The organism is Aeromonas sp. R2-4 (assembly GCF_040908365.1).
In the GTDB taxonomy this organism is placed as follows: domain Bacteria; phylum Pseudomonadota; class Gammaproteobacteria; order Enterobacterales; family Aeromonadaceae; genus Aeromonas; species Aeromonas veronii.
Genome location: NZ_JBFODO010000020.1, coordinates 81157 through 102349 on the forward strand (window position 1 = coordinate 81157; position 21193 = coordinate 102349).

The 21193-nt window shown below is 61.0% G+C and carries 22 protein-coding genes; 9 read left to right on the top strand and 13 right to left on the bottom strand.

What is annotated here, in order from left to right; genetic code table 11:
* Positions 1 to 14: 14 nt before the first annotated feature.
* Positions 15 to 434: a MauE/DoxX family redox-associated membrane protein gene (locus tag AB5Z05_RS10580; protein WP_368151432.1), complete on the top strand. Its 420-nt coding sequence runs from the start codon at positions 15 to 17 to the stop codon at positions 432 to 434.
* A 4-nt stretch (positions 435 to 438) separates the two neighbouring features.
* Complete coding sequence (locus AB5Z05_RS10585) at positions 439 to 966, top strand: rhodanese-like domain-containing protein (RefSeq protein WP_058056622.1); 528 nt, start codon at positions 439 to 441, stop codon at positions 964 to 966.
* An 83-nt stretch (positions 967 to 1049) separates the two neighbouring features.
* On the opposite strand, the gene AB5Z05_RS10590 is transcribed toward AB5Z05_RS10585, so the two are convergent.
* The 10 genes from AB5Z05_RS10590 to thpR all read right to left on the bottom strand — a co-directional run bounded on the left by AB5Z05_RS10590 (position 1050) and on the right by thpR (position 9989).
* Positions 1050 to 2414, bottom strand: a complete 1365-nt coding sequence (locus AB5Z05_RS10590; RefSeq protein ID WP_368151434.1) for a cation:dicarboxylase symporter family transporter — start codon at positions 2412 to 2414, stop codon at positions 1050 to 1052.
* Positions 2415 to 2558: 144 nt separating this feature from the next.
* Complete coding sequence (locus AB5Z05_RS10595) at positions 2559 to 2909, bottom strand: putative quinol monooxygenase (protein ID WP_005335638.1); 351 nt, start codon at positions 2907 to 2909, stop codon at positions 2559 to 2561.
* Positions 2910 to 2933: 24 nt separating this feature from the next.
* On the bottom strand, positions 2934 to 3791 hold the full coding sequence (gene panC, locus AB5Z05_RS10600; protein ID WP_005335639.1) for a pantoate--beta-alanine ligase: 858 nt from the start codon (positions 3789 to 3791) through the stop codon (positions 2934 to 2936).
* Positions 3792 to 3992: 201 nt separating this feature from the next.
* Positions 3993 to 4787: a 3-methyl-2-oxobutanoate hydroxymethyltransferase gene (gene panB, locus AB5Z05_RS10605; RefSeq protein WP_005335640.1), complete on the bottom strand. Its 795-nt coding sequence runs from the start codon at positions 4785 to 4787 to the stop codon at positions 3993 to 3995.
* The gene (gene folK, locus AB5Z05_RS10610) at positions 4784 to 5293 is read right to left on the bottom strand and encodes a 2-amino-4-hydroxy-6-hydroxymethyldihydropteridine diphosphokinase (RefSeq protein WP_184235878.1); all 510 of its coding nucleotides are present in this window, start codon (positions 5291 to 5293) and stop codon (positions 4784 to 4786) included. Before folK ends, panB begins: the two co-directional genes overlap by 4 nt.
* 11 nt (positions 5294 to 5304) lie before the next feature.
* Positions 5305 to 6771 carry a polynucleotide adenylyltransferase PcnB gene (pcnB, locus tag AB5Z05_RS10615; RefSeq protein WP_111900188.1) on the bottom strand — a complete coding sequence of 489 codons (1467 nt, stop codon included), beginning with the start codon at positions 6769 to 6771 and terminating at the stop codon, positions 5305 to 5307.
* A 346-nt stretch (positions 6772 to 7117) separates the two neighbouring features.
* A complete protein-coding gene (gluQRS, locus tag AB5Z05_RS10620) occupies positions 7118 to 8026 on the bottom strand; it encodes a tRNA glutamyl-Q(34) synthetase GluQRS (RefSeq protein ID WP_368151437.1) in 909 nt (302 codons plus the stop codon).
* A 111-nt stretch (positions 8027 to 8137) separates the two neighbouring features.
* A complete protein-coding gene (dksA, locus tag AB5Z05_RS10625; protein ID WP_005335644.1) occupies positions 8138 to 8587 on the bottom strand; it encodes an RNA polymerase-binding protein DksA in 450 nt (149 codons plus the stop codon).
* Between the two features lie 119 nt (positions 8588 to 8706).
* The gene (gene sfsA / locus AB5Z05_RS10630) at positions 8707 to 9450 is read right to left on the bottom strand and encodes a DNA/RNA nuclease SfsA (protein WP_019444756.1); all 744 of its coding nucleotides are present in this window, start codon (positions 9448 to 9450) and stop codon (positions 8707 to 8709) included.
* A complete protein-coding gene (gene thpR, locus AB5Z05_RS10635; RefSeq protein WP_368151440.1) occupies positions 9447 to 9989 on the bottom strand; it encodes an RNA 2',3'-cyclic phosphodiesterase in 543 nt (180 codons plus the stop codon). The genes sfsA and thpR overlap by 4 nt, the downstream gene beginning before the upstream one ends.
* A 178-nt stretch (positions 9990 to 10167) precedes the next feature.
* Between thpR and hrpB the strand changes: the two genes are divergently transcribed.
* From hrpB to AB5Z05_RS10650, 3 genes are all read left to right on the top strand, one after another.
* Positions 10168 to 12615 (top strand): ATP-dependent helicase HrpB, encoded by a 2448-nt coding sequence (gene hrpB, locus AB5Z05_RS10640; RefSeq protein WP_368151442.1) that lies wholly within the window; start codon positions 10168 to 10170, stop codon positions 12613 to 12615.
* Positions 12616 to 12688: 73 nt separating this feature from the next.
* On the top strand, positions 12689 to 15007 hold the full coding sequence (mrcB, locus tag AB5Z05_RS10645; protein ID WP_100652841.1) for a penicillin-binding protein 1B: 2319 nt from the start codon (positions 12689 to 12691) through the stop codon (positions 15005 to 15007).
* Positions 15008 to 15065: 58 nt separating this feature from the next.
* Positions 15066 to 15467 (top strand): VOC family protein, encoded by a 402-nt coding sequence (locus tag AB5Z05_RS10650; protein ID WP_115544320.1) that lies wholly within the window; start codon positions 15066 to 15068, stop codon positions 15465 to 15467.
* Between the two features lie 78 nt (positions 15468 to 15545).
* On the opposite strand, the gene AB5Z05_RS10655 is transcribed toward AB5Z05_RS10650, so the two are convergent.
* Positions 15546 to 15866 carry an SMR family transporter gene (locus AB5Z05_RS10655; protein WP_005335659.1) on the bottom strand — a complete coding sequence of 107 codons (321 nt, stop codon included), beginning with the start codon at positions 15864 to 15866 and terminating at the stop codon, positions 15546 to 15548.
* Complete coding sequence (locus tag AB5Z05_RS10660; RefSeq protein ID WP_005335660.1) at positions 15863 to 16249, bottom strand: multidrug efflux SMR transporter; 387 nt, start codon at positions 16247 to 16249, stop codon at positions 15863 to 15865. The genes AB5Z05_RS10655 and AB5Z05_RS10660 overlap by 4 nt, the downstream gene beginning before the upstream one ends.
* Positions 16250 to 16407: 158 nt before the next feature.
* On the opposite strand from AB5Z05_RS10660, the gene AB5Z05_RS10665 reads away from it, so the two are divergent.
* The 3 genes from AB5Z05_RS10665 (at position 16408) to ppa (ending at position 19726) form a co-directional block, all read left to right on the top strand.
* Entirely contained in the window at positions 16408 to 17289 is an 882-nt protein-coding gene (locus tag AB5Z05_RS10665; protein ID WP_021229560.1) for a LysR family transcriptional regulator, read from the top strand.
* Positions 17290 to 17398: 109 nt separating this feature from the next.
* Positions 17399 to 18979: a DUF3369 domain-containing protein gene (locus AB5Z05_RS10670; protein ID WP_101529634.1), complete on the top strand. Its 1581-nt coding sequence runs from the start codon at positions 17399 to 17401 to the stop codon at positions 18977 to 18979.
* Between the two features lie 216 nt (positions 18980 to 19195).
* Complete coding sequence (ppa, locus tag AB5Z05_RS10675) at positions 19196 to 19726, top strand: inorganic diphosphatase (RefSeq protein WP_005335667.1); 531 nt, start codon at positions 19196 to 19198, stop codon at positions 19724 to 19726.
* Between the two features lie 26 nt (positions 19727 to 19752).
* Here the strand turns inward: ppa and AB5Z05_RS10680 are convergent, their stop codons facing one another.
* On the bottom strand, positions 19753 to 20100 hold the full coding sequence (locus AB5Z05_RS10680) for a hypothetical protein (RefSeq protein WP_069529989.1): 348 nt from the start codon (positions 20098 to 20100) through the stop codon (positions 19753 to 19755).
* A 139-nt stretch (positions 20101 to 20239) separates the two neighbouring features.
* On the opposite strand from AB5Z05_RS10680, the gene AB5Z05_RS10685 reads away from it, so the two are divergent.
* Complete coding sequence (locus AB5Z05_RS10685; protein WP_368151446.1) at positions 20240 to 21130, top strand: hypothetical protein; 891 nt, start codon at positions 20240 to 20242, stop codon at positions 21128 to 21130.
* Positions 21131 to 21193 lie beyond the last annotated feature (63 nt).

Below are 21193 nucleotides of genomic sequence, written 5' to 3' on the forward strand. Positions count from 1 at the left end.
TAAAGGTCTATCCCATGGCCGTTTATCTGCGCATGCTGGCCAATCTGGCGCTGGGGGGATTCTTTCTCGCCTCCGCCGGGTTCAAGCTAGTCTCCCCCGCCCTGTTCATCGAGCAGATCGGCGCCTTTGGCCTGATCTGGCCGCTGCTGATCCCGTTCGTGGCCTGGGGGCTGATCGCGCTGGAGCTCTGCGCAGGGCTTGCGGTCATCGCCAACCGGCGCTGGGGACTGTGGCTGGTGATCGGGCTGCTCGCCCTGTTTATTCCGGTGTTGGGCTATGGCGTTGCCATCGGGCTCGACATCTCTTGCGGCTGTCTAGGCAGGGCTGACCTCAGCTCGTTGCCGGAGGCCATTGTGCGGGATCTGCTGCTACTGACGCTTGCGGGCGCCCTGCTGCGAACTTCCCGCCCCGTTTTTCCCGTTCTAAAGGAGTAGTGACATGATGACATTGCGATCCCGCACCCTGCTGGCCTCGCTGATCGCCGCCAGCTTTGCCCTCGCAGGCTGTGGCGATAACCAGTTCGAGCAGGAGGTGAAGCTGGAGCAGTCGGCTGTGCAGCTGGCACAGGAGGCGCAGCAGGGGGGCTATCAGCTGCTGACCGTGGCCGAGCTGAAGACCCGGATGGACAAGGGCGAGGAGCTGGTGATCATCGACACCATGCCCTATGAGGACTCCTACAAGAAGGAGCACATCCCGGGCGCCAAGAACTTCGTCTTCGTGAAAGAGGCCAAGGCCGGTGATAACTGGAGCGAAATCGTCGAGGGGAGCGGCACGGCGGAGCAGTTCCAGGCGCTGCTGGGTGAAGACAAGTCCCGCCCGGTGGTGATCTACTGCGGCTTCGTCAAGTGCGGCCGCAGCCACAACGCTGCCGCCTGGGCGGTGACTCAGGGCTATCAGCAGGTCTATCGGGTGCCGGGCGGCATCTTCGCCTGGAAAGGAGCCGGTTACCCCGTCTCTGCCGAGTAACCGCGTCTGCCCACAAGGCAACACAGCCGATATGAAAGAAGCCCGCAACTGCGGGCTTCTTTCATATTGGGCAACACTCGGAGTTAACTGGCGGCCTGCGTCTGCACCGTCTCCACGTTGGCCAGTTGCTGCTTGCCCAGCAAACGCTTGGTGATCATCGCCGCCATAATGGAGCCGTTGACGTTGAGGGCGGTTCGGCCCATATCCACCAGCGGCTCGATGGCGATCATCACTCCCACCAGCGCGATGGGGAAATTGAGGGTGGAGAGCACGATAAGCGCAGCGAAGGTGCCGCCACCGCCGACGCCAGCCACTCCGATGGAGCCCAGCGCAATCACCGGCAACAGAGTCAGCAGGAACAGGGGATCAAACGGGTTGATGCCGAGCATGGGGGCAATCATCGCCACCATCATGGCCGGATAGATACCGGCGCAGCCGTTCTGGCCGAGGTTGGCACCGAACGAGGCGGCAAAGTTGGCGATGCTGGCGGGCACACCAAGGCGCTGCTGGGTCTCGATGCTGAGCGGAATGGAGGCGGCGCTGCTGCGGGAGATAAAGGCGAAGGTGAGCACGCCCCACACTTCCCGAAGATAGTGCAGCGGGTTCTGGCCGATCAGCAACAGGATCACCATGTGCACCGCAAACATCGCCAGAATGGCGACGTAGCAGACCAGAATAAAACCGAGCAGGCTGAGGATCTCGCTCAGCGGATAGTGGGCCACCACCCGGGCGATCAGCGCCATCACGCCATAGGGGGTGAGCGCAATCACCACCCGCACCATCTTCATTACCCACAGTTGCAGAGTGTCGATGGCGACAGCGGCGCGGGCACCCGCCTGTGGATGCTCCGCCTTCATCTGCAGCAGAGCAACCCCCGCCAGCACGGTGAAGATCACCACCCCGATCACCGAGAGACCGCGGCTACCCGCCATATCGGCGGTAAAGTTGGTGGGCACCAGCGAGAGCAGCAGGGCCGGCAGGGTCTGGGCACTGTCGATGGTGCTCATACTCTGTTGCAGGGCTGCCGTGTCGCTGCCGTGGCTCAACAGCCCCTCGGCAGTGAGGCCACTCAGATGGGTTACCGTCATCCCCACCACACCGGCGATCATCACCAAGGTCAGCATGGAGCCGATCAGCACGGCACTGATCTTGCCGAATGACTGGGCCTGCTCCAGCTTGTTGATGGCGGAGAGGATGGAGGTGAACACCAGCGGCATCATCACCACCTTGAGCAGGCTGACATAGCCACCGCCGACGATATTGACCCACTCCAGGGTCTGCTGAACGCTGGCATCATCGGCGCCCCAGCCCAGTTGCAGCGCCAGTCCGAACAGGGCACCAAGCAGCAGACCCGCAAGCACCTTGCGCGAGAGCGGCACAGTAGAGGGAATCCGGGTCAGGCCAAAACAGAGCAGACAGAAGAGCAACGAAGCAAACAAGGTAAACATAAATAAACACCTGTAGCGGCCATCAGGGCCGATTGTGGACAGCGAAAACAGAGGGTACGAGCGGGGTCGCGGGGGAGAACGCCGGATTGCAGGCGTGAAAAAGCAGCGGACGCCCGAGGGGGCGTCCGCTGGCAATCAGGGGAATTACTTCTTTACGGGGGCGTCGTACTGTTCGGGTTCGTCGCTATAGACGCAGACATTCCACTTCGCGGCCAAACCATCTTCCGCCAGACAGTAACGCTCGAAGAAAGCCTTGATCTCCGCGCGCTGGCAGTGCGCCTCGAAAGAGGCCATATCTTGCCAAATCTCGTTGAACACGATGGGAAAACTTTCCCCCTCGGCAAACGGGCTCGCGATGTGGCGGGTTACCCGATATTGCAGGCAACCATCCTCACGCAGGGTGTTGGGTTCGAGCGCCTGCAGCACCTGAAACAGGGCCTGCTCCTGACCGGGCTTGGGCAGGAATTGGGCAATGCAGTAAACCTTCTTGGACATGGGGTCCTCCTGGTTGTGGCGGGCTCAGGCTTGCTGCAGCGTGACCACTTGATTGTCGATAAGGCGGGCCTTGCCAAGATAAGCGGCCATCAGGATCACCAGCTGTGCGCTCTCGTCAGTGGCGGATTCGAGGGTGGCGGCATCGACGATGTCGATGGCATCGGTACGAAAACCGGCGTTGTCGAGACGCTGGCTGGCCTGCGCCACCAGCGACGGCAGGTGGTGATCACCCGCTTCGATCTGCTCGGCAATCCAGTTCATGGTGCGCGCCAGCTCGGGGGCAATGGCCCGCTCGGCGGCAGTCAGGTAGCCGTTGCGGGAAGAGAGCGCCAGCCCGTCTTCGGCCCGCACGGTGGGCACGCCGACGATCTCGATGGGCATCGCCATGTCGGCCACCATCTTTCGAATAAGCGCCAACTGCTGGTAATCCTTCTGGCCAAAGCAGGCCACATCCGGCTGTACCAGATTGAACAGCTTGGTGACGACGGTACTGACACCACGGAAGTGACCCGGGCGCAGCGCTCCCTCCAGCAGATTGGAGAGACCCGGCACCTCGACGAAGGTCTGGCTGGCCAGCCCCTGCGGATACATGATCTCCGGGGTCGGGGTGAACACCATATCGACACCGGCCGCTTCCAGCGCAGCGCAATCCTGCTCCAGAGTTCGCGGGTAGTTGGCAAGATCCTCGGCCTTGTCGAACTGCATCGGGTTGACGAAGATGCTGACCACCACCTTCTCGGCGTGGCTGTGCGCCTCTTTCACCAGCGTCAGGTGGCCCTGATGCAGGTTGCCCATGGTGGGCACGAATGCGATGGCACGCCCTTCACGGCGCCATTGGCTGATCTGCTCACGCAGAACGACGGGATTATTTACGACCAACATCAGCAGTTCACCTTCCGATAAATCAAAAAGAGAGACGGGTTGCATCCACAGATAGCGCTCGGGCGGGATGGGGCACGAACATGGCTATCAGCAGTTCACCTTTAGATGAATCAATAAGATACGGATTAGCTATACAGATTAACGGTGCGAGGCTGACAAGCAGAGACGGGGGCCGCAGCCCCCATCATGCAACCGCCAGGATCAGTTGAAGCAGTGCTCCGGGCCGGGGAAGCTCCCCTCGCTCACCTGCTGCACATAGAGGCGGATGGCGGCACGCACATCGCCGGTCTCGGCCAGGAAGTTCTTGGTGAACTTGGGCACATAGCCGGAGGTGACGCCAAAGGCATCGTGCATCACCAAAATTTGACCATCGGTCGCGGGGCCGGCACCAATGCCGATCACCGGGATGCGAAGCGCCTTGGTGATGCGCTCGGCCAGCGCAGTGGGCACACACTCGAGCACCAGCAGCTGGATACCGGCCGCTTGCAGTTCGAGGGCCTGACGGTAAATTTCCTGGGCCTGAAACTCATCGCGCCCCTGCACCTTGAAGCCACCAAAGACATGAACGGATTGCGGGGTGAGGCCGAGGTGACCACACACCGGCACCCCGTTGCGGGTAAGGTGGCGGATAGAGTCACAGAGCCAGTCGCCCCCTTCCATCTTCACCATGCGGGCACCGGCCGCCATCAGGCGGGCGGCGTTCTGGTAAGTCTGCTCGGGAGTGGCGTAGCTCATGAACGGCATGTCGGCGACCACCAGTGCCTTGCTGGCACCGCGCGCCACACAGCGGGTGTGATAGACCATCTCATCCATGTTGACCGCCAGGGTATCCTGACCCCCTTGCAGCACCATGCCCAGTGAATCGCCGATGAGCAGCACGTGGGCCCCCTCGTCGTCGAACAGCTTGGCAAAGGTGGCATCATAGGCGGTGATGGCGGTGAACTTTTGACCTTCCTGCTTCATCTTCAGCAGGCTGGCGGTGGTGATCTTGCTCATAGAGGCTCCTGTACGTCTGCACGCGGGGCAATGATGGCCAAATCATTGTGCGGGCAGCGGGCAACCAGTAGGGCGAGCGGGGTGCCGCAGGGCAGCACCAGAGCAGGCGCAATTTCGGCAAGGGGCAGCAGCACGAACTCCCGCTCCTTCATGCCGTAGTGGGGTACGATCAGGCGCTCATGGTTGATCACCTGATCCCCATAGAGCAGCAGATCGAGATCCAGAGTTCTCGGCCCCCACCGCTCATCTTTGCGCACACGTCCCTGTTCCAGCTCGATTTTTTGTAATTGATCCAGCAGCGCAAGGGGCGCGAGCCGGGTATTGAGCCGGGCCACGGCATTGACGTAGTCCGGCTGGTCAGCAGGGCCCATGGGGCGGCTGCTGTAAAACGACGAGGCCTCCACCAGCACAGATTCCGGCAACCTTGCCAGGGCGGCAACGGCGCGACGAGCCTGACCCAGCGGGTCAGACAGGTTGGAACCAATGGCGATGAAGACCTCGGTCATCACGTCTGTTGTCACTCGGCCACTTTCGGTTTGCGGCGACGGGGGCGACGACGGTTGCGGCTGTTGCTGCTGCGCTTCTCGCCATCGTGGCTGCGGGACTCACCGCGCTCACCGCTTGCCGGGCGACGGGTCGCTTCACGCTGCAGTTGCGGGCGCACATCCGGATTGGAGGCAACATAGCGCTCCCACCAGCTGGCCAGCTCACCGAGACCGCGCTCGACCCGGTTGCGCAGCAACAGGAAGTCGAACGCAGCGCGGAACTTGGGATGCTCCATGGCGCGCTCGGGGTGCTTGCCCTGACGGCGGGTCAGACGCTGTTGCAGTGCCCAGATGTCGCGGACATCTGTGGTGAAACGGCGGGGAACGGCGATGATCCGCACCTGATTGTCCAGCACCTCGTTGATCGCCAGCATGAAGGCGTCATACCAGGGCAGGCCGCTCTCGTTCTCCAGCACCCGACCACGGGCCTCGACGCAGCCCCACAGCAGGGTGGCGTAGAGGAAGGCGGGGGTGACGCGCTTATCTTCACGAACGCGGGTGTCGGTATCGATCAGCGCCTGCTCGATAAACTGCTCGTAGGGCGAGTTGCCGTGCGGGGTAAACAGCGCAGCCACTTGCGGGAAGAGCTGCTGGAACAGGCCATACTCGCGCAGCAGTTTGTAGGTCGCCAGACCGTCGCCAGCCAGGAACAGCTTGAGGGTCTCCTCAAACAGGCGGGCAGCCGGGATGTCTTGCAGCAGTGGCGCCAGCTCCTTGATGGGGGCTGCGGTACGCGGACTGATGGTCATATCCAGCTTGGCGGCAAAGCGCACGGCGCGCAGCATGCGCACCGGATCTTCACGATAACGGGTCTCGGGATCGCCGATCAGCTCAAGCTTGCGCTCGGCCAGATCTTCCAGACCCCCTTCGAAATCGTGCAGGGTGAAATCTTTGGCGCTGTAGTAGAGGGCGTTGACGGTAAAGTCGCGGCGCTCGGCATCCTCTTCGATGGTGCCGTAGACGTTGTCGCGCAGCAGCATGCCTTCATCAGACTGGGCCGACACATGTTTGCTGGTATTGACCTGATGGTGGTGACCCCGGAAGGTGGCCACTTCGATCACGTCACGACCAAAGACAATGTGGGCCAGGCGGAAACGACGGCCAATCAGGCGGCAGTTGCTGAACAGCGCCTTGATCTGCTCCGGCGTCGCATCGGTTGCGATGTCGAAATCCTTGGGCGTCTTCCCGAGCAGCAGATCCCGGACTCCGCCGCCGACCAGGTAGGCCTCATAGCCCCCTTTGTTCAGGCGATAGAGCACCTTGAGTGCATTCTCGCTGATCTCTTTGCGCGAAATAGGGTGCTGATCACGGCTTAAGGTACGACGTTGACCGGCGACACGGGCTGGAATGGGGGATTCCACCGACTGCTCGCCGTCTTCCTTGCCGAGCACCTTGCGGCAAAAGTTTGCGATCTGGGAAAAAATGGTACACCTCTTCATGACTTCTAAATTGACGGGAGGCCAAAAAATAGCGGCCTATCATAGCTCACGCCTAACCAAATGAAAAACCGTGCTGACAATTGATCCCGCATGAAACCGTCTGCCAGCGAAAATAGCGGTCAATCTGCACATAGCTCAGGCCTGCACAAATGAAAAACCATGTGGCTACTTCAGCTCATTTGAATCAAACCGAGCCAAAAAATAGCGGTCTAACTGCGCATAGCTCACGCCTGACCAAATGAAAAACCGTGCTGACAATTGATCCCGTTTGAAACGGATCATCCCGGTAAAATCACAATCAACAGCGGCAATTTACGCTCAATCAAACAAAAATCACCTGGTCGACTCAGCAATCCGCGAGCGGGATTTTCTCGCTGGCGGGCACCCGTTCTAGCTGCCAGTTAGCGATACCCCATTCGATGATCTCGTCGATCCGGCTCGCCATCAGCTCGGGCGGCGGGCACTGGCCGAGGAAGTGCAGCGCCTGCCACAGGGCCGGTCGCACCTCATCAAGCGCCAGGGCCGGCGCATGGTTCTGCTTGGAGAGCTTGTTGCCGTCGGCCAGCACCGCCAGCGGCAAATGCACCCAGTCGGGCACCGGTGCACCCAGGGTCTGGTAGAGGGCAATCTGGCGCACCGTGGGCTCCAGCAGATCGGCGCCGCGCACTATCTCGGTGATGCCGCTGTCCATATCATCCACCACCACCGCCAGGTTGTAGGCATAGAGCCCGTCGCGGCGACGGATAATAAAATCCTCCTCGGCGAGCGCTGCAGGGACCGCGATATGGCCCTGCAAGCGATCGTCGAAGTGGTAGACCGGATGGTGCTGGCGCAGCCGGGCGGCACAACCTTCGGCCGCAAGTCCCAGCGTGCGGCAGTGGCCGCTGTAGAGACCGCCCGCGGCCATGATTTCGCGCCGGGTGCAACGGCACCAGTAGAGGTCCCCCGTCCGATAGAGCTGGTCGATGATCTCGTCATAACGGCCGTGGCGCGCGCTCTGGAACATCTCCTCCCCGTCCCACTCGAGGCCATATGCCTCAAGGGTCTTGAGGATCAGGGCCGCAGCCCCCGCCATCTCCCGCGGCGGATCGATATCTTCGATGCGTACCAACCAACGTCCCTGCTGCGCTCTGGCCTGCAAAAAGCTGCCGAGGGCGGCGATCAGCGAACCGAAGTGGAGCGGGCCTGAGGGTGAGGGAGCAAAGCGACCGACATAGGGGCGCGCAAGGGGTGAGGACGGGGGATTCACTGGCATGACTGTTCGGGTAAGCGATTCATTGAGGCTGCATTCTGGGGCGCGACAGCCAAAAGCTCAATAAAAAAGGGAGCCCGCGAGCTCCCTTTTTCATATACCAGAGGGTCGGGATCAACCGGCCATCTGTTTTTCCTTGATCTCGGCCAGCGTCTTGCAATCGACACAGAGGTCGGCAGTCGGACGGGCTTCCAGACGACGGATACCGATCTCGATACCGCAGTGTTCGCAGTAACCGAAATCATCGTCTTCAAGCAGCTGCAAGGTCTTCTCGATCTTCTTGATCAGCTTGCGTTCACGGTCGCGGGTACGCAGTTCAAGAGCGAACTCTTCTTCTTGCGCGGCACGATCCACGGGATCCGGGAAGTTGGCAGCCTCGTCTTTCATATGGTCGACGGTACGATCAACTTCCTGCATCAGTTGGTTGCGCCAGGCACCCAGGATCTTGCGAAAATGCGCCTTTTGTTGGTCATTCATGTACTCCTCACCCGGCTTTTCCTGGTAAGGCGCGACACCCGCAATGGCCAGGGGGCCCAGAGATTTCCTGTTTTCGCCTGTTGGCATGCCCTGTCTCCTAATTCAGCACGCTACCCGTGCCATCCATAAATTGAGGGCGACATCTATAGCAGAAGGGTAACGGGTAAGCAAACGAGCCGTACCAATAATGTTACCCACTCCAATATTTATGCACTCCCCTCGGGTAACAGGTGACCAGATTCAAACGGGATAAACCCTTGAGCCACCATGCCTTGCACCCCAACATGGGGCCGATAGCATAAAATTTCAACCCCCGCCGCGATTGCCTGCTCAATTAGCAGACTATAGTGCGGATCTATATGGGTTGCAGGGCGCATCCGGCTTATTCCGGAGTGCAACACCATAAAGAGCAGCACGGCCCTGTGACCTGCCGCTTTCATGGCCATCAATTCACGCAAATGCTTGGCGCCACGGGCAGTGACCGCATCGGGGAAGTAGCCCATGCCAGCCTCCTCCCGCTCGTCGAGCAGGGTGACAGATTTTACCTCGATGTAACAATTGCCCTTCTCGTCATCTTCCAGCAATAGATCGATGCGACTGTTCTCTTCGCCATACTTCACCTCGGTGCGCAACCGGCTGTAACCCGCCAGCGGAGCGATGGCCTCCTGCTCGATCAGCTCCCGGGCAATCTGGTTGGCGCGCGCCGTGTTGACGCAGATAAAGTGGCCCGCCGGGCTCTCGGCGATCTCCCAGCTGTTGGGCAGCTTGCGCTTGGGGTTATCGGAGGTGGAGTACCAGACCCGAGTACCCGGATCGGCACAACCGGTCATGGCACCGGTATTGGCGCAATGGATGGTAATGACCTCGCCGTTATCGAGTTGCACATCGGTCAGAAAGCGCTTGTAGCGGGCCACCAGCTGGCCCGATTGCAGGGGGGGATCAAAGATCACGGGTTAGCCCTCCGCGCGTCTTCTTTTACCCGGGCGCGCAGCGGCCAGCAGGCAAGCGGCTCGTAGCGTACCCCGTCCGGAGTCGAGATGGATTGATAGAGGCAGAACTCATCGGCCTGCAGCAGAAAATTTGGGGCAGGCAGGATGGCCGGAGCCTCACCCGCCTTGCGCGACAGGGTGACATGGGGGCGATAACCCTGCTCGCCATTGCCAAGGCGCAACTTCTCGCCGTGGCGGCGCAGCGCCTTTGCCAGCACGGTCAGCTCGTTGGGCCACTCCTTCGGGCCAATCCAGGCAGCCTTGGCCCGGCTGAACCAGCCGGTCTCGTCCAGCCTGATGGAGAGCGGCGGACAGTGCTGACGCTCTACGGCGGCGATCAGGCGGCGGGTGGTCAACTCGTCTGCCTCCCCCAGAAAGGCGAGGGTCAGGTGGAGGTTGGCTTGCGGCACCGGCTGACCGGGCCAGGGCAGCGGATCGCGCCAGGCGATGAGCTCGGGAGCGAGCTCCTTGACGGGCAGGGCAAAGAAGAGTTTGGCCATGTGGTGATAATGCCTTTTTCACGCTCATTGGATGGGCCCATTCTATGGCAGCCATCCGGCCATGTCTCGCCACCCTCCCGCCCGAGTGACCATATCCGCACATCCACTCACGGTGGCGCGGGTGGCTGTGGCAGAATAGGCGCCGTTTTACCGGTTGCCACAGAAGGTGCTCATCGCTTTGTCCCAGCTCCCCATCGTTTCGGTATTGCCCGAACTCTTTGCCGCCCTCGACAGCCACAGCAGCGTGATCCTGCAGGCGCCACCCGGCGCGGGCAAATCGACCCTGCTGCCGCTGGAGCTGGTGCGTCAGAACCGGCTGCCCGGCCGCATCATCATGCTGGAGCCAAGGCGCCTCGCGGCGCGCAATATCGCCAGCTTTCTAGCGCGCCAGCTGGGGGAGAAGGTGGGCGAGCGCATCGGCCTGCGAGTGCGTGGCGAGAGCCGCACCAGCTCAGCAACCCGGCTCGAGATCGTCACCGAAGGGGTGCTGACCCGGATGTTGCAGCAGGACCCGGAGCTGACTGGCGTCTCGCTGGTCATCTTCGATGAGTTCCACGAACGCAGTCTGCACGCCGATACCGCGCTGGCCTTCGCCATCGAGAGCCAGCAAGGGCTGCGCGATGACCTCAAGCTTTTGATTATGTCCGCAACCCTTGATGGCATGGCACTCGAGACCTTGTTGCCGGATGCCCCTGTGGTTCGCTCGGAAGGGCGCGGTTTCCCCATCGACTACCACTACCGCCCAGCCAACCGCCAGCAGTGGCTGGAGCCGCAGGTCGGCGCCGTGGTACTCGAAGCGCTGGCCGAGCAAGATGGCAGCCTGCTGGTCTTTCTGCCGGGACAGGGTGAGATCGAGCGGCTGGCGCAATGGCTGGCAGACAAACTGCCGGACGACGTGACCCTCGCCCCCCTCTACAGTCGCCTCGATATGGCGGCGCAGCAGGCGGCCATCGAACCGGCGCCTGCTGGTCGCCGTAAGCTGGTGCTCACCACCAATGTGGCGGAGACCTCCCTCACCATCGAAGGGGTCTCTGTCGTTATCGACAGCGGGCTGGAACGACGGGCCTCCTTTGATCTGAAAAGCGGCGTTACCCGACTGGAGACCCGCCAGATAGCCAAATCCTCCGCCACCCAGCGGGCAGGTCGCGCCGGTCGTCTCGGCCCTGGCGTCTGCTACCGGCTCTGGAGCAGCGAGGTGCAGGAGCGACTCGCCGAGCAGAGCCCGCCAGATATTCTCACTCAGGAGCTGACCGGCCTGCTGATAGATGCCGCCCAGTGGGGCGCCAAGGTAGAAGATCTGCCGCTTCTCGATATGCCTCCCGCCGCCGCGGTGGCCAGCGCCCAGCGGCTGCTGGTGGCCCTTGGCGCCATGAAGCCGGAGGGTGAGCAACAACTCACTCCCGCTGGCCGCGCCATGGCCGCCTTCGGTACTCACCCTCGCCTCGCTCGCATGCTGCTGCGCGCCCGCGAGCTGGAATCCGAGGGTCTGACAGGGATTGTCGCCGATGCCGCTTATCTGCTGGCGTTGCAGGAAGAAGATCTGCGAGGATCGGAGCGCCTCTCTGTGCTGTTCCACCGCCGCCAAAACGCCCTGCGCCAGAACGCTGCCCGCTGGTTTGAACGGCTTGGCGCCCGACCTGCCAATGCACAGGGCCAGTGGCTGGGGCTGCTCTGTGCCCTCGCCTGGCCGGATCGCATCGGCAAACTGCGTAGCGGCAGTCGTTATCAACTCAGTGGTGGGGTGAGCTGCGATCTGGTAGAAGGTCATCCCTGTCAGGGACAAGGGGCCCTTATCGCCATCGAGATGGGGCAGAACGATCGCGGCAGCCGCATCTTTATCGCCGAACCGGTCGATCTTGACGAGCTGGTACGCCTGCTGCCGGAACTGGTGAGCGAACGGCAGTGGTTCGACTGGGATGAGCGGGAAGAGCGGGTGCGCGCCGAGCGCCAGCAGGTGATCGGCGAGCTGGTGCTGAGCCAGCGACCGCTGACCGAACTCTCTGACGAGCAGAAAGGGCGCTGCCTGCTGCAAGGCATTCGCCGCAAGGGGCTGCATGTGCTGCCTTGGGACGAGAGCAGCGAAGGGCTGCTGGCACGCCTGCGCTGCGCCCGCGACTGGCTGCCCGATGAGGGGTGGCCCGCGATGGATGACGAGAGCCTGCTGGCCACACTGGAACAGTGGCTGCTGCCAGCGGTGAGCGGTATGACCCGGCTGGAGCAGCTGAAGAGGCTCAATATGAGCGACATCCTGCGCCAATCCCTGCCCTGGCCGTTGCCCAAACGGCTGGACGAGGCACTGCCGAGCCACTTTGCGGCGCCCACTGGCAGCCGGGTGCGGATCCGCTATCAGCCGGGGCAGGCACCGGTGATCCCGGTGCGCATTCAGGAGATGTTCGGTCAAGGTTCGACCCCCTGCGTGGCCGATGGCCGGGTGCCGCTGGTAGTGGAGCTGCTCTCCCCCGCCCAGCGACCGCTGCAGATCACCGCCGATCTGGCCGCTTTCTGGGCTGGGTCCTACGAACAGGTGAAGAAAGAGATGAAGGGACGCTATCCCCGCCACTACTGGCCGGATAATCCGCTGGAAGCGATGCCGACCAAAGTCACCAAAAAGAAGATGGGCATCTAGGTTCGATGGGTTAATCCCGCTCGGACGTTCGCGAACGCGACATAACAAGTAGAAAGGAAAGCAAAGAGGATTTATGGCAACCCAACGACGCAAGCGAGCCCCCAAGAAGGCAGCGCCCAAACGCACCATCTGGCGCAAGCTGTTCTGGCTTGGCTTCAAGCTCTCCCTGGTGGTGGCGGCCTTTATGGTGGTGTTTGGCATCTACCTCGATACCAAGGTGCGCGAGCGCTTCGATGGCGAGAAGTGGCAGCTGCCGGTGATGGTCTACAGCCGTCCGCTGGAGCTCTACCCCAGCCAGCGCCTGTCGCGAGACCAGATGCTGCGCGAGCTCAACATGCTGAGCTACAAGCAGGTGCGCCAGCCTCACACGCCGGGTGAATACACCATCAACGGCAACCGCATCGAGCTTATTCGCCGTCCGTTCGAGTTCTATGACGGCGCCGATGGAGCCCGCGGCCTGCGCCTCACCTTCAACGGCCCGCGCCTTGAGGGGATCCAGTCGCTGGAGAACCAGCGCCAGCTCGGTTACGCCCAGATGGACCCGGTGCTGCTCGATCGCCTCAATACCGAGGATCGGGAAGATCGCCTGCTGGTGCGTATCGCCGAGGTGCCGGACAGCCTGCTGGTGACCCTGCTCACCACCGAAGATCGCGACTTCTACCAGCATGGCGGCGTCTCGCCGGTGGCCATCATGCGCGCCATGTTCGCCAACCTGATCGCGGGTCGCACCGTGCAGGGGGGCAGTACCCTCACCCAGCAGCTGGCCAAAAACTTCTTCCTGACCCGTGAGCGCAGTCTGTGGCGAAAACTGCAGGAAGCCTATATGGCGGTGCTGATCGACTATCGCTACAGCAAGGACGAGATCCTCGAGTCCTACCTCAACGAGGTCTATCTGGGGCAGAACTTCTCGCAAGGGGTCTACGGTTTCGGCCTCGCCTCCTACTTCTACTTCGGCATTCCGGTCAACGAGCTGGATATCGATCAGGTCGCCCTGCTGGTCGGTCTGGTGAAAGGCCCCTCCTATTACGACCCATGGCGCTTCCCGGAGCGGGCCAAGACCCGTCGTGATCTGGTGCTGAAGCTGCTGATGGATCACGGCAGCCTGACCCAGGCCGAATATGAGCTGGCCAGCCGTCAGCCCCTCGGCATCATCGCTCGCGGCCAGATGAGTTATGGTCGCACCCCGGCCTTTATGGGACTGCTCAAACGAGAGATCCAGAGCCGCTTCGGCGCCGATCTGCTCAAGCAGTCCGGCCTCAAGATCTTCACCAGTCTCGACCCCATCGCCCAGCACGCGGCCGAGCGGGCGGTCGAATCGGGCCTCGCCGATATCGAAAAGCTGCGCGGCAAGAAGAAGCTGGAGGCGGCCATGGTGGTCTCCGACTGGCATAAGGGCGAAGTCGTCGCGCTGGTGGGTGGCCGCGATCCCCGCTACGCCGGGTTCAACCGGGCGCTGGATGCCCGCCGCCAGATCGGCTCGCTGGTGAAACCGGCGGTCTACCTCACCGGTCTCTCCAACGGCCTGACCCTGGCGACCCCGCTCAAAGATCAGCCGATCCGCATTCGCGGTCAGGATGGTCAGGTCTGGACGCCGCAAAACTACGATCGCAAGTTCCGCCAGAGCGTGCCGCTGATGGATGCACTGGCCAGCTCCCTCAACGTGCCGACCGTCAATCTGGGTCTGCAGGTGGGGCTGGAGAAGGTAGTCGACACCCTGCACAAACTGGGAGTCCAGCAGGAGATCCAGCCCTATCCGTCGCTGGTGCTGGGGGCGGTCGCCCTCTCCCCGCTGGAGGTGAACCAGATGTATCTGCCCATCGCCAATCAGGGGCTCACCCAGCCGCTGTCGGCCATTCGCGCCGTGGTGAACGGAGATGGCAGCCTGCTCTATCAGCATGATCAGACCGCCAAGCGGGTCACCGACCAGCAAGCAAGCTGGCTGACCCTGTTCGCCATGACCAAGACGGTGAGTCAGGGCACGGCCCGCGCCCTCAGTGCCAAGTTCCCGGGCGCCACCATGGCGGCCAAGACAGGCACTACCAACGAGCTGCGCGACTCCTGGTTTGCCGGGATGGACAACAACGAGCTGGTCAGTATCTGGGTCGGTCGCGACGACAACACCCCGGCAGGTTTGACCGGAGCCAGCGGAGCCCTGCAGCTCTTTAGCGGCTACATGAGCCAGCGCGGCGTCAACAGTCTGGGACTGAAGATGCCGGAAGGGGTCACCTGGGCCAACTTCTCCCGCGCCAGCGGTACCCGCGTCGCCAGCGACTGCCCGGGCAGCCTGCAGGTGCCGGCCAAGGCATCCACCATGGGCTCCCCGGCCGGTTGCGCCAGCAGTGCGACGCCACGCAGTGCGCTGGATGACTGGTTCGGCGGTTTCTTCAACTAGATCAACGACACGGGCAGCGCAGGCTGCCCGTTCACTATGCTGCTGACAAGGAAACACCATGACCTTTCCGCTGTTTGACGCCATCCACCATGTGGCCATCATCGCCAGCGATTACCCACGCTCGCGCCACTTCTACCACGAGGTGCTGGGGCTGCCCATCATCGCCGAGACCCTGCGCGAAGCGCGCCAGTCATGGAAACTGGATCTGGCCCTGCCGGACGGCAGCCAGCTGGAGCTGTTCAGCTTCCCCTCGCCTCCCGAACGTCCCTCCCGCCCCGAGGCGTGCGGCCTGCGCCATCTCGCCTTTCGGGTCAGCGACCTTGACCGGGTCATCGCCCACCTGCGGGCCCATCGGGTCGAGGTAGAGCCGGTACGGGTGGACGAGCTGACCGGCAAGCGCTTTACCTTCTTCGCCGACCCCGACGGCCTGCCGCTGGAGCTCTACGAAGCGCCGCGCTGAGCCTGCATCGACCAAGCAATCAGCCAAACAAAAGCCGCCCGGTTGCTACCGGGCGGCTTTTGTTATTGCTTCAGGTTATCAGGCGGTAGTCAGCATAACGACAGCCAGCGCCATCACCATCATGCCAGCCCAGCCAATGGGCTTGAGCCGCTCACCGAAGAAGAGCAAACCGCCCAGCGCCGTACCGACGATGCCGATAGCCCCCCAGGTGGCGTAGGCAACAGCCAGGTCAATCTGGCCGCCACTTACCGCTTCCGAGAGCAAGGTAAAGGCGCCGAGTACCAGCATGATCCCCAGGAATCCCCACCCCTTGTAACGAAAACCCTTGGAGCGGTTGATGGCCATGTTGGCGCCGATATCGATCAGTGCGGCACCCAATACAATCACAAACGGACTCATGCTGTGGCCTCCGCTTCTACTGACTTGTCTGCAGGCTCATCATGGGTCTCCCCCATGGTCACCATAACAATCCCCACTATCGCGAGAGCCAGGCCAATCAGCTCCTGAACGGTCACATCGTAACCAAGGAACATGACCGACACTATGGTGATCAAGGTGATCCCGAGCCCCTCCCAGAGCGCAAACGCAATACCAATGGAGATTGTTTTGGCGGCTTTCGCCAGCAACCAGTACGAGAAACCGATCAACAGCCACATCGGGATGTAATTCATCCAGCCAGCTCCCTGCTCGGGGATCATGGCCATGCTGGAGGTACCGGCGACCTCGGTCACGATGGCGCCGGTCAAAAACAGCCGGGCCAGAAACATACGACTTAATAACATATAAGATGCCTTTGTTGCTTCGACGGGAGAGATGGTAAACGGGGCGAAGCAACTCGCGACAATCGCTCAGCGTCGATTATTCCGACGCCACAGGTTTGCCTTGCCTTGGTTCGGCACGCTAAGGTGATGGTGAAAAACTCCGCCACAGCCTGTAAAACATGAAGCTATATCAAATAGAACTCTTTGTAGAGTCCGCCAATAGCGGCTCTATTGCCAACACCGCCCGTCGCCTCGGCAAAAGCCGCAGCGCCGTCAGCACCTCCATCGCAGCGCTGGAAGTTGAGCTTGGCGTCGAACTTTTTGAACGAGGTGCCAATCAGAGTCGGCTGACCGAAATCGGCGAGCTGGTGCTGGATGATTGCACCCGCCTGCTGCAGGCAGCCAACAGCCTGCAGCAGAAGTGCAAACATTACGCCTCGGGGGCCGAAGTGGCGCTGCGGGTCGCCCGCGATGACGCGATTCCCGAGCCGGTGTGGCGCGAGATGCTGGCCAGCCTGCACAATCAGTTTCCCGGCACCAGTATCTCGCTGGTGCTCGCATCTCCGCCCGAACTACCGGCGCTGGTGGAAGAGGGATTCGTCGATGCCGCCTTTGGCCTTATAACCGAGGATCAGGAGCGCAGCGGCCTCAATATCGACGTGCTCAACCCGATCCGCACCCTGATGGTGGTGGCCCCCAGCCATCCGCTGGCCGGACTGAAGCGGGTCAAACAACAGGATCTGACCGATCACACCCAGGTCACCCTCTCGTATGTAGATGAATTTTCGGTAAAAAGCCTGTTGCCAGTAGGGGGCCAGCACATCGGCCTCTCCAGCTTCGAGTTGATGCGCAATGCGGTGCTGGACGGACTGGGCTGGGCGGTGCTCCCCTCGCCACTGATCCAGAGCCAGCTGCGACAAGGCTCCCTGCTGACCCTGAAACACAAGTTCAGCCTGCAGTGGCGGGATTACGGGGTCTATCTGGCGGAAAACGCCTATCACGGCAAGGTGTTGGCCTGGTTGAAGAAGTCTATCCAGGGGTATCTGGAACCTTTCGAGTAGCGATAAAGAGGCGGAGCCAGCTCACGATATCTACTTATCCTGATGATCCGAGCGGATGTGATCGTGCATACTGTTCACATACTCATTGAGCGCCGGAGGCGTAACCGATATGAGCAGTGCCCAAGACAAGGACGATATCTTGCTGGACGACGACATCATCGAACTCGATGATGAGGAGGTCGTGGTCCCCAAGGCACTCAACCCATGGCAAGTGCTGATCGTGGATGATGAGCCGGATATCCATCATGCCACCCGCCTGGCCCTCTCCAACATTCACTACAAATCCCGTCCGCTGGAGCTGCTCAATGCCTACAGCGGCGCCGAAGCTGGCCGCATGCTGGAGGCCAATCCCAGGATTGCACTGATCCTGCTCGATGTGGTGATGGAGACCGAAGACGCAGGTCTGCGGCTGGTGCACCGGATCCGCAACGAAATGCACAACTCGCTGGTACGGATCGTGCTGCGTACCGGCCAACCCGGCCAAGCCCCCGAGCAGCGGGTGATCCTCGATTACGACATCAATGACTACAAGACCAAGACCGAACTGACGGTACAAAAGCTATATACCACCGTCATCGCATCCCTGCGCTCATACGAAACCCTCAGTGCCATCGACAAGAGCCGCCAGGGGCTCGGCAAAATTCTCGAAGGGGCGGGCGATCTCTACCATCTTCATTCACTCAAGGAGTTTGCCTCCGGCGTGCTGAAACAGATCAGCGCCATTCTCGATGTGGGCACCGAAGGGGCTATCTGCGCCGAACGCCGTCCCGGCGAACAGGGGCTGGAGATCCTCGCCGCCACCGGCGACTACGAGACTCTGCTGGATGATGGCAAGATCACTGACTTTCCCACCCTCAATGACTCGGTCATGAAGGCACTGGCGGCGCGCTGCAACCGCTTTGAACACCCGCAGGACTCCCTCTATATCGCCGCCCAGAATGGTCGCGAATTCGTGCTGAGTTTTACCCCGACCCAGCCTCTCGATCCCCTCGAGTGCGATCTGCTGGATGTCTTCTGTCAGCGCATCTCGGCGGCCTACGACAACCTTTATCTCTACAACCAGTTGCTGCGCGCCCAGGAGGCCACCGTGGTGGCGCTGGCGGCGCTGGCGGAGTTTCGCGACTCCGATACCGGCGAGCATGTCTTGCGGGTGCAGAAGCTATCGGATGCCATCGTGGCCGAATTGAAGCAGATGGCAGCCTATCCCGAGCAGCTGACCCCGGAGTTTGTCGAGATGATCGGCATGGCCTCCATCCTGCACGATGTGGGCAAGGTGGGCACCCCGGATCATATCCTGCACAAGCCCGGCCGTTTCGACCCGGAAGAGCGGGCCATCATGGAGCAGCATGCCGGCATCGGCGCCAATATCCTGCACAAGGCGGGCGAAATGGTGGAGGGAACCAGCTACCTCTCTCTCGGCGCCGAAATCGCCCGGGGCCACCACGAGCACTTCGATGGCAAGGGCTATCCGCAGCAGCTGGCTGGTCAGCAGATCCCGCTGTCGGCTAGGATTGTGGCGGTAGTCGATGTGTTCGATGCCCTGCTCAGCAAGCGCCCCTACAAGGAGCCCTGGACGCTGGCGCAGACCATGGAGTATATCCAGTCCCGCTCCGGCACCCAGTTTGACCCTCATGTAGTGACAGCCCTGTCGCGACTGGTCAACGAGTCGAGACTCCCCTACTCGCTCTGACCCTCTTTGCTCGCAACTCCACATGCCCTGCCGGTGACTTTGCTCACCGGCAGGCCATCAAAACAGCCGTTTTGTTGCATCCTGCACACATCAAAGCGCCGCAAAGCGGAAACATCCCCCTTCTTTGTTAGCGATAGCCGCTGAAATATGGTCATTTAATATCACATCGCTATAATATCGGCCTGCAAACCTGATACTAACAACGAAGGAATTATCATGAGCCTGAACCTGGTACCGGCCGGCAAGAGCCTGCCCGACGATATCTATGTCATCATCGAAATCCCGCAGAATGCCGACCCGATCAAATACGAAGTCGACAAGGACAGCGGTGCTATTTTCGTCGATCGCTTCATGTCTACCCCGATGTTCTATCCGTGCAACTACGGCTACGTGAACGCGACCCTCTCTCTGGATGGTGACCCCGTCGACGTACTGGTTCCGACCCCCTACCCGCTGCTGGCCGGTTCCGTCATTCGCTGCCGCCCGGTTGGCGTGCTGAAGATGACCGACGAATCTGGCGAAGATGCCAAGATCGTTGCCGTACCGCACTCCAAGCTGACCAAGCAGTACGACCACATCCAGGATGTGAACGATCTGCCGGAACTGCTGAAAGCCCAGATCCAGCACTTCTTCGAGCGCTACAAAGAGCTGGAAGCGGGCAAATGGGTCAAGGTGGAAGGCTGGGGCGACAAGGCTGCTGCCGAAGCCGAGATCAAGACCTCTGCCGAGCGTTACGCAGCCAAGTAAGCGTCACCCGGTATGAAAAAGGCGCCTTATGGCGCCTTTTTTGTCGGTGTTTGCGGCAGCTGACCGGCCGCATCTCCGGCAGGATTGCCCTGAATGTATATTTCACGACCATCTTTCTGGTAAGGACGATAGTAATCACCGCCACAGCGATAGCCGCCGCCAGGCTGGCTCATCAGCTCGCAGTTGACCGGCAACACCTCCAGCCACTTGATGGCCTGCTGGTAGCGCAACCACTCCTGCCATTCGTGTTCACGCGCCAGCTGGTCACGCAGGGCAAAGGTATCCGCAACGGACATCCCCTTGTTGACGATCACCTGACCCGCCATGGCTGGCAGGCTGAGCAGCCCAAACAGCACTATGATCCAAGGCTTCATAACCCCTCCAGAGTGACTTAATTTCACAATTAAATTAAAAGTCACATCAATCTGTTATCCAGATCACAAAACGAAACATCACCAAAGTGGTGCCGGCTCACCTAGTTGTTAATTATCGTCCACGGCAGGAAGCACCATCATGCAGCTGATCCCCGCGCTGTTGCTCAGCCTCACTCTCTACACCACCCTTGGCGCCACAAGCAACGCCAGCGAAATCAACATGAGCTGGCAGTGGCAATCCACCGATGGCCAGCGCAAGCACTTCCAGCTGACCACCGACGATCAGGTGATGGCCGCCAGTCGCCACGAGATGAGCCTGCTGAAGGCCTCTCTCACCAATCCGCTGGAGACCCTCTACGCCTATATCAGCCCGCGGCTCTACAACAGCATCAACCTGATCAACCAGAGCAGCCCAGAGACCGCTACCAAATTTCGCAATCTGGAGCAGGCCTTCACCCTGCGGGACGACAGCATGGAGTCGATGCTGTTCTGGCAAGCCTACCAGCAGTATCAGGAGGATGCCTTCTACCAGATGAGGGTGGTGCCCTGCGTTCATCCGGCCAATCGCAAGCTGCCTTGCGTGCGCCCCGATTACTCCCAGCTCTTCTACCACTTCAAAGGGCACCTCAAGCCACTGGCGCAGCAATTTGCGGCCAAGGATCTCGCCACCAGCGTCAGCCTGCTGCAGGAGTGGCTGAACGCCATCCCCACCCAGCCGGAGCAGCTGGATCACTTCGCGCCGCCGCTGCAGGCGTTGCAGGATAACAAGGCCGATAGCGACGAGAAGGCGCTGCTGATGGCCAGCCTGCTGGCAGAGCTGGCCCCGCAATATGTGCTCAGCATCATCTATCCGGATATCAGCATCGGCAGCGTCTCCCCTGCCTGGCTGGCCATTACGGCAGACAGTGGCGTACCCGGTGATGTGGTGGTGATCAACAATCAGCGCCATGTGCTGCTGACCGGCTCGTCCCTGCTGGCCCAGCAGATGACCATGGCCAAGATCCCCCTCATCAGCGAGTCGCTCTACTGACGAAGACAGCTCAGACCAGCAGCCAATTCATTGATTTTTATTGATGTCATGCCATCCTAGCCG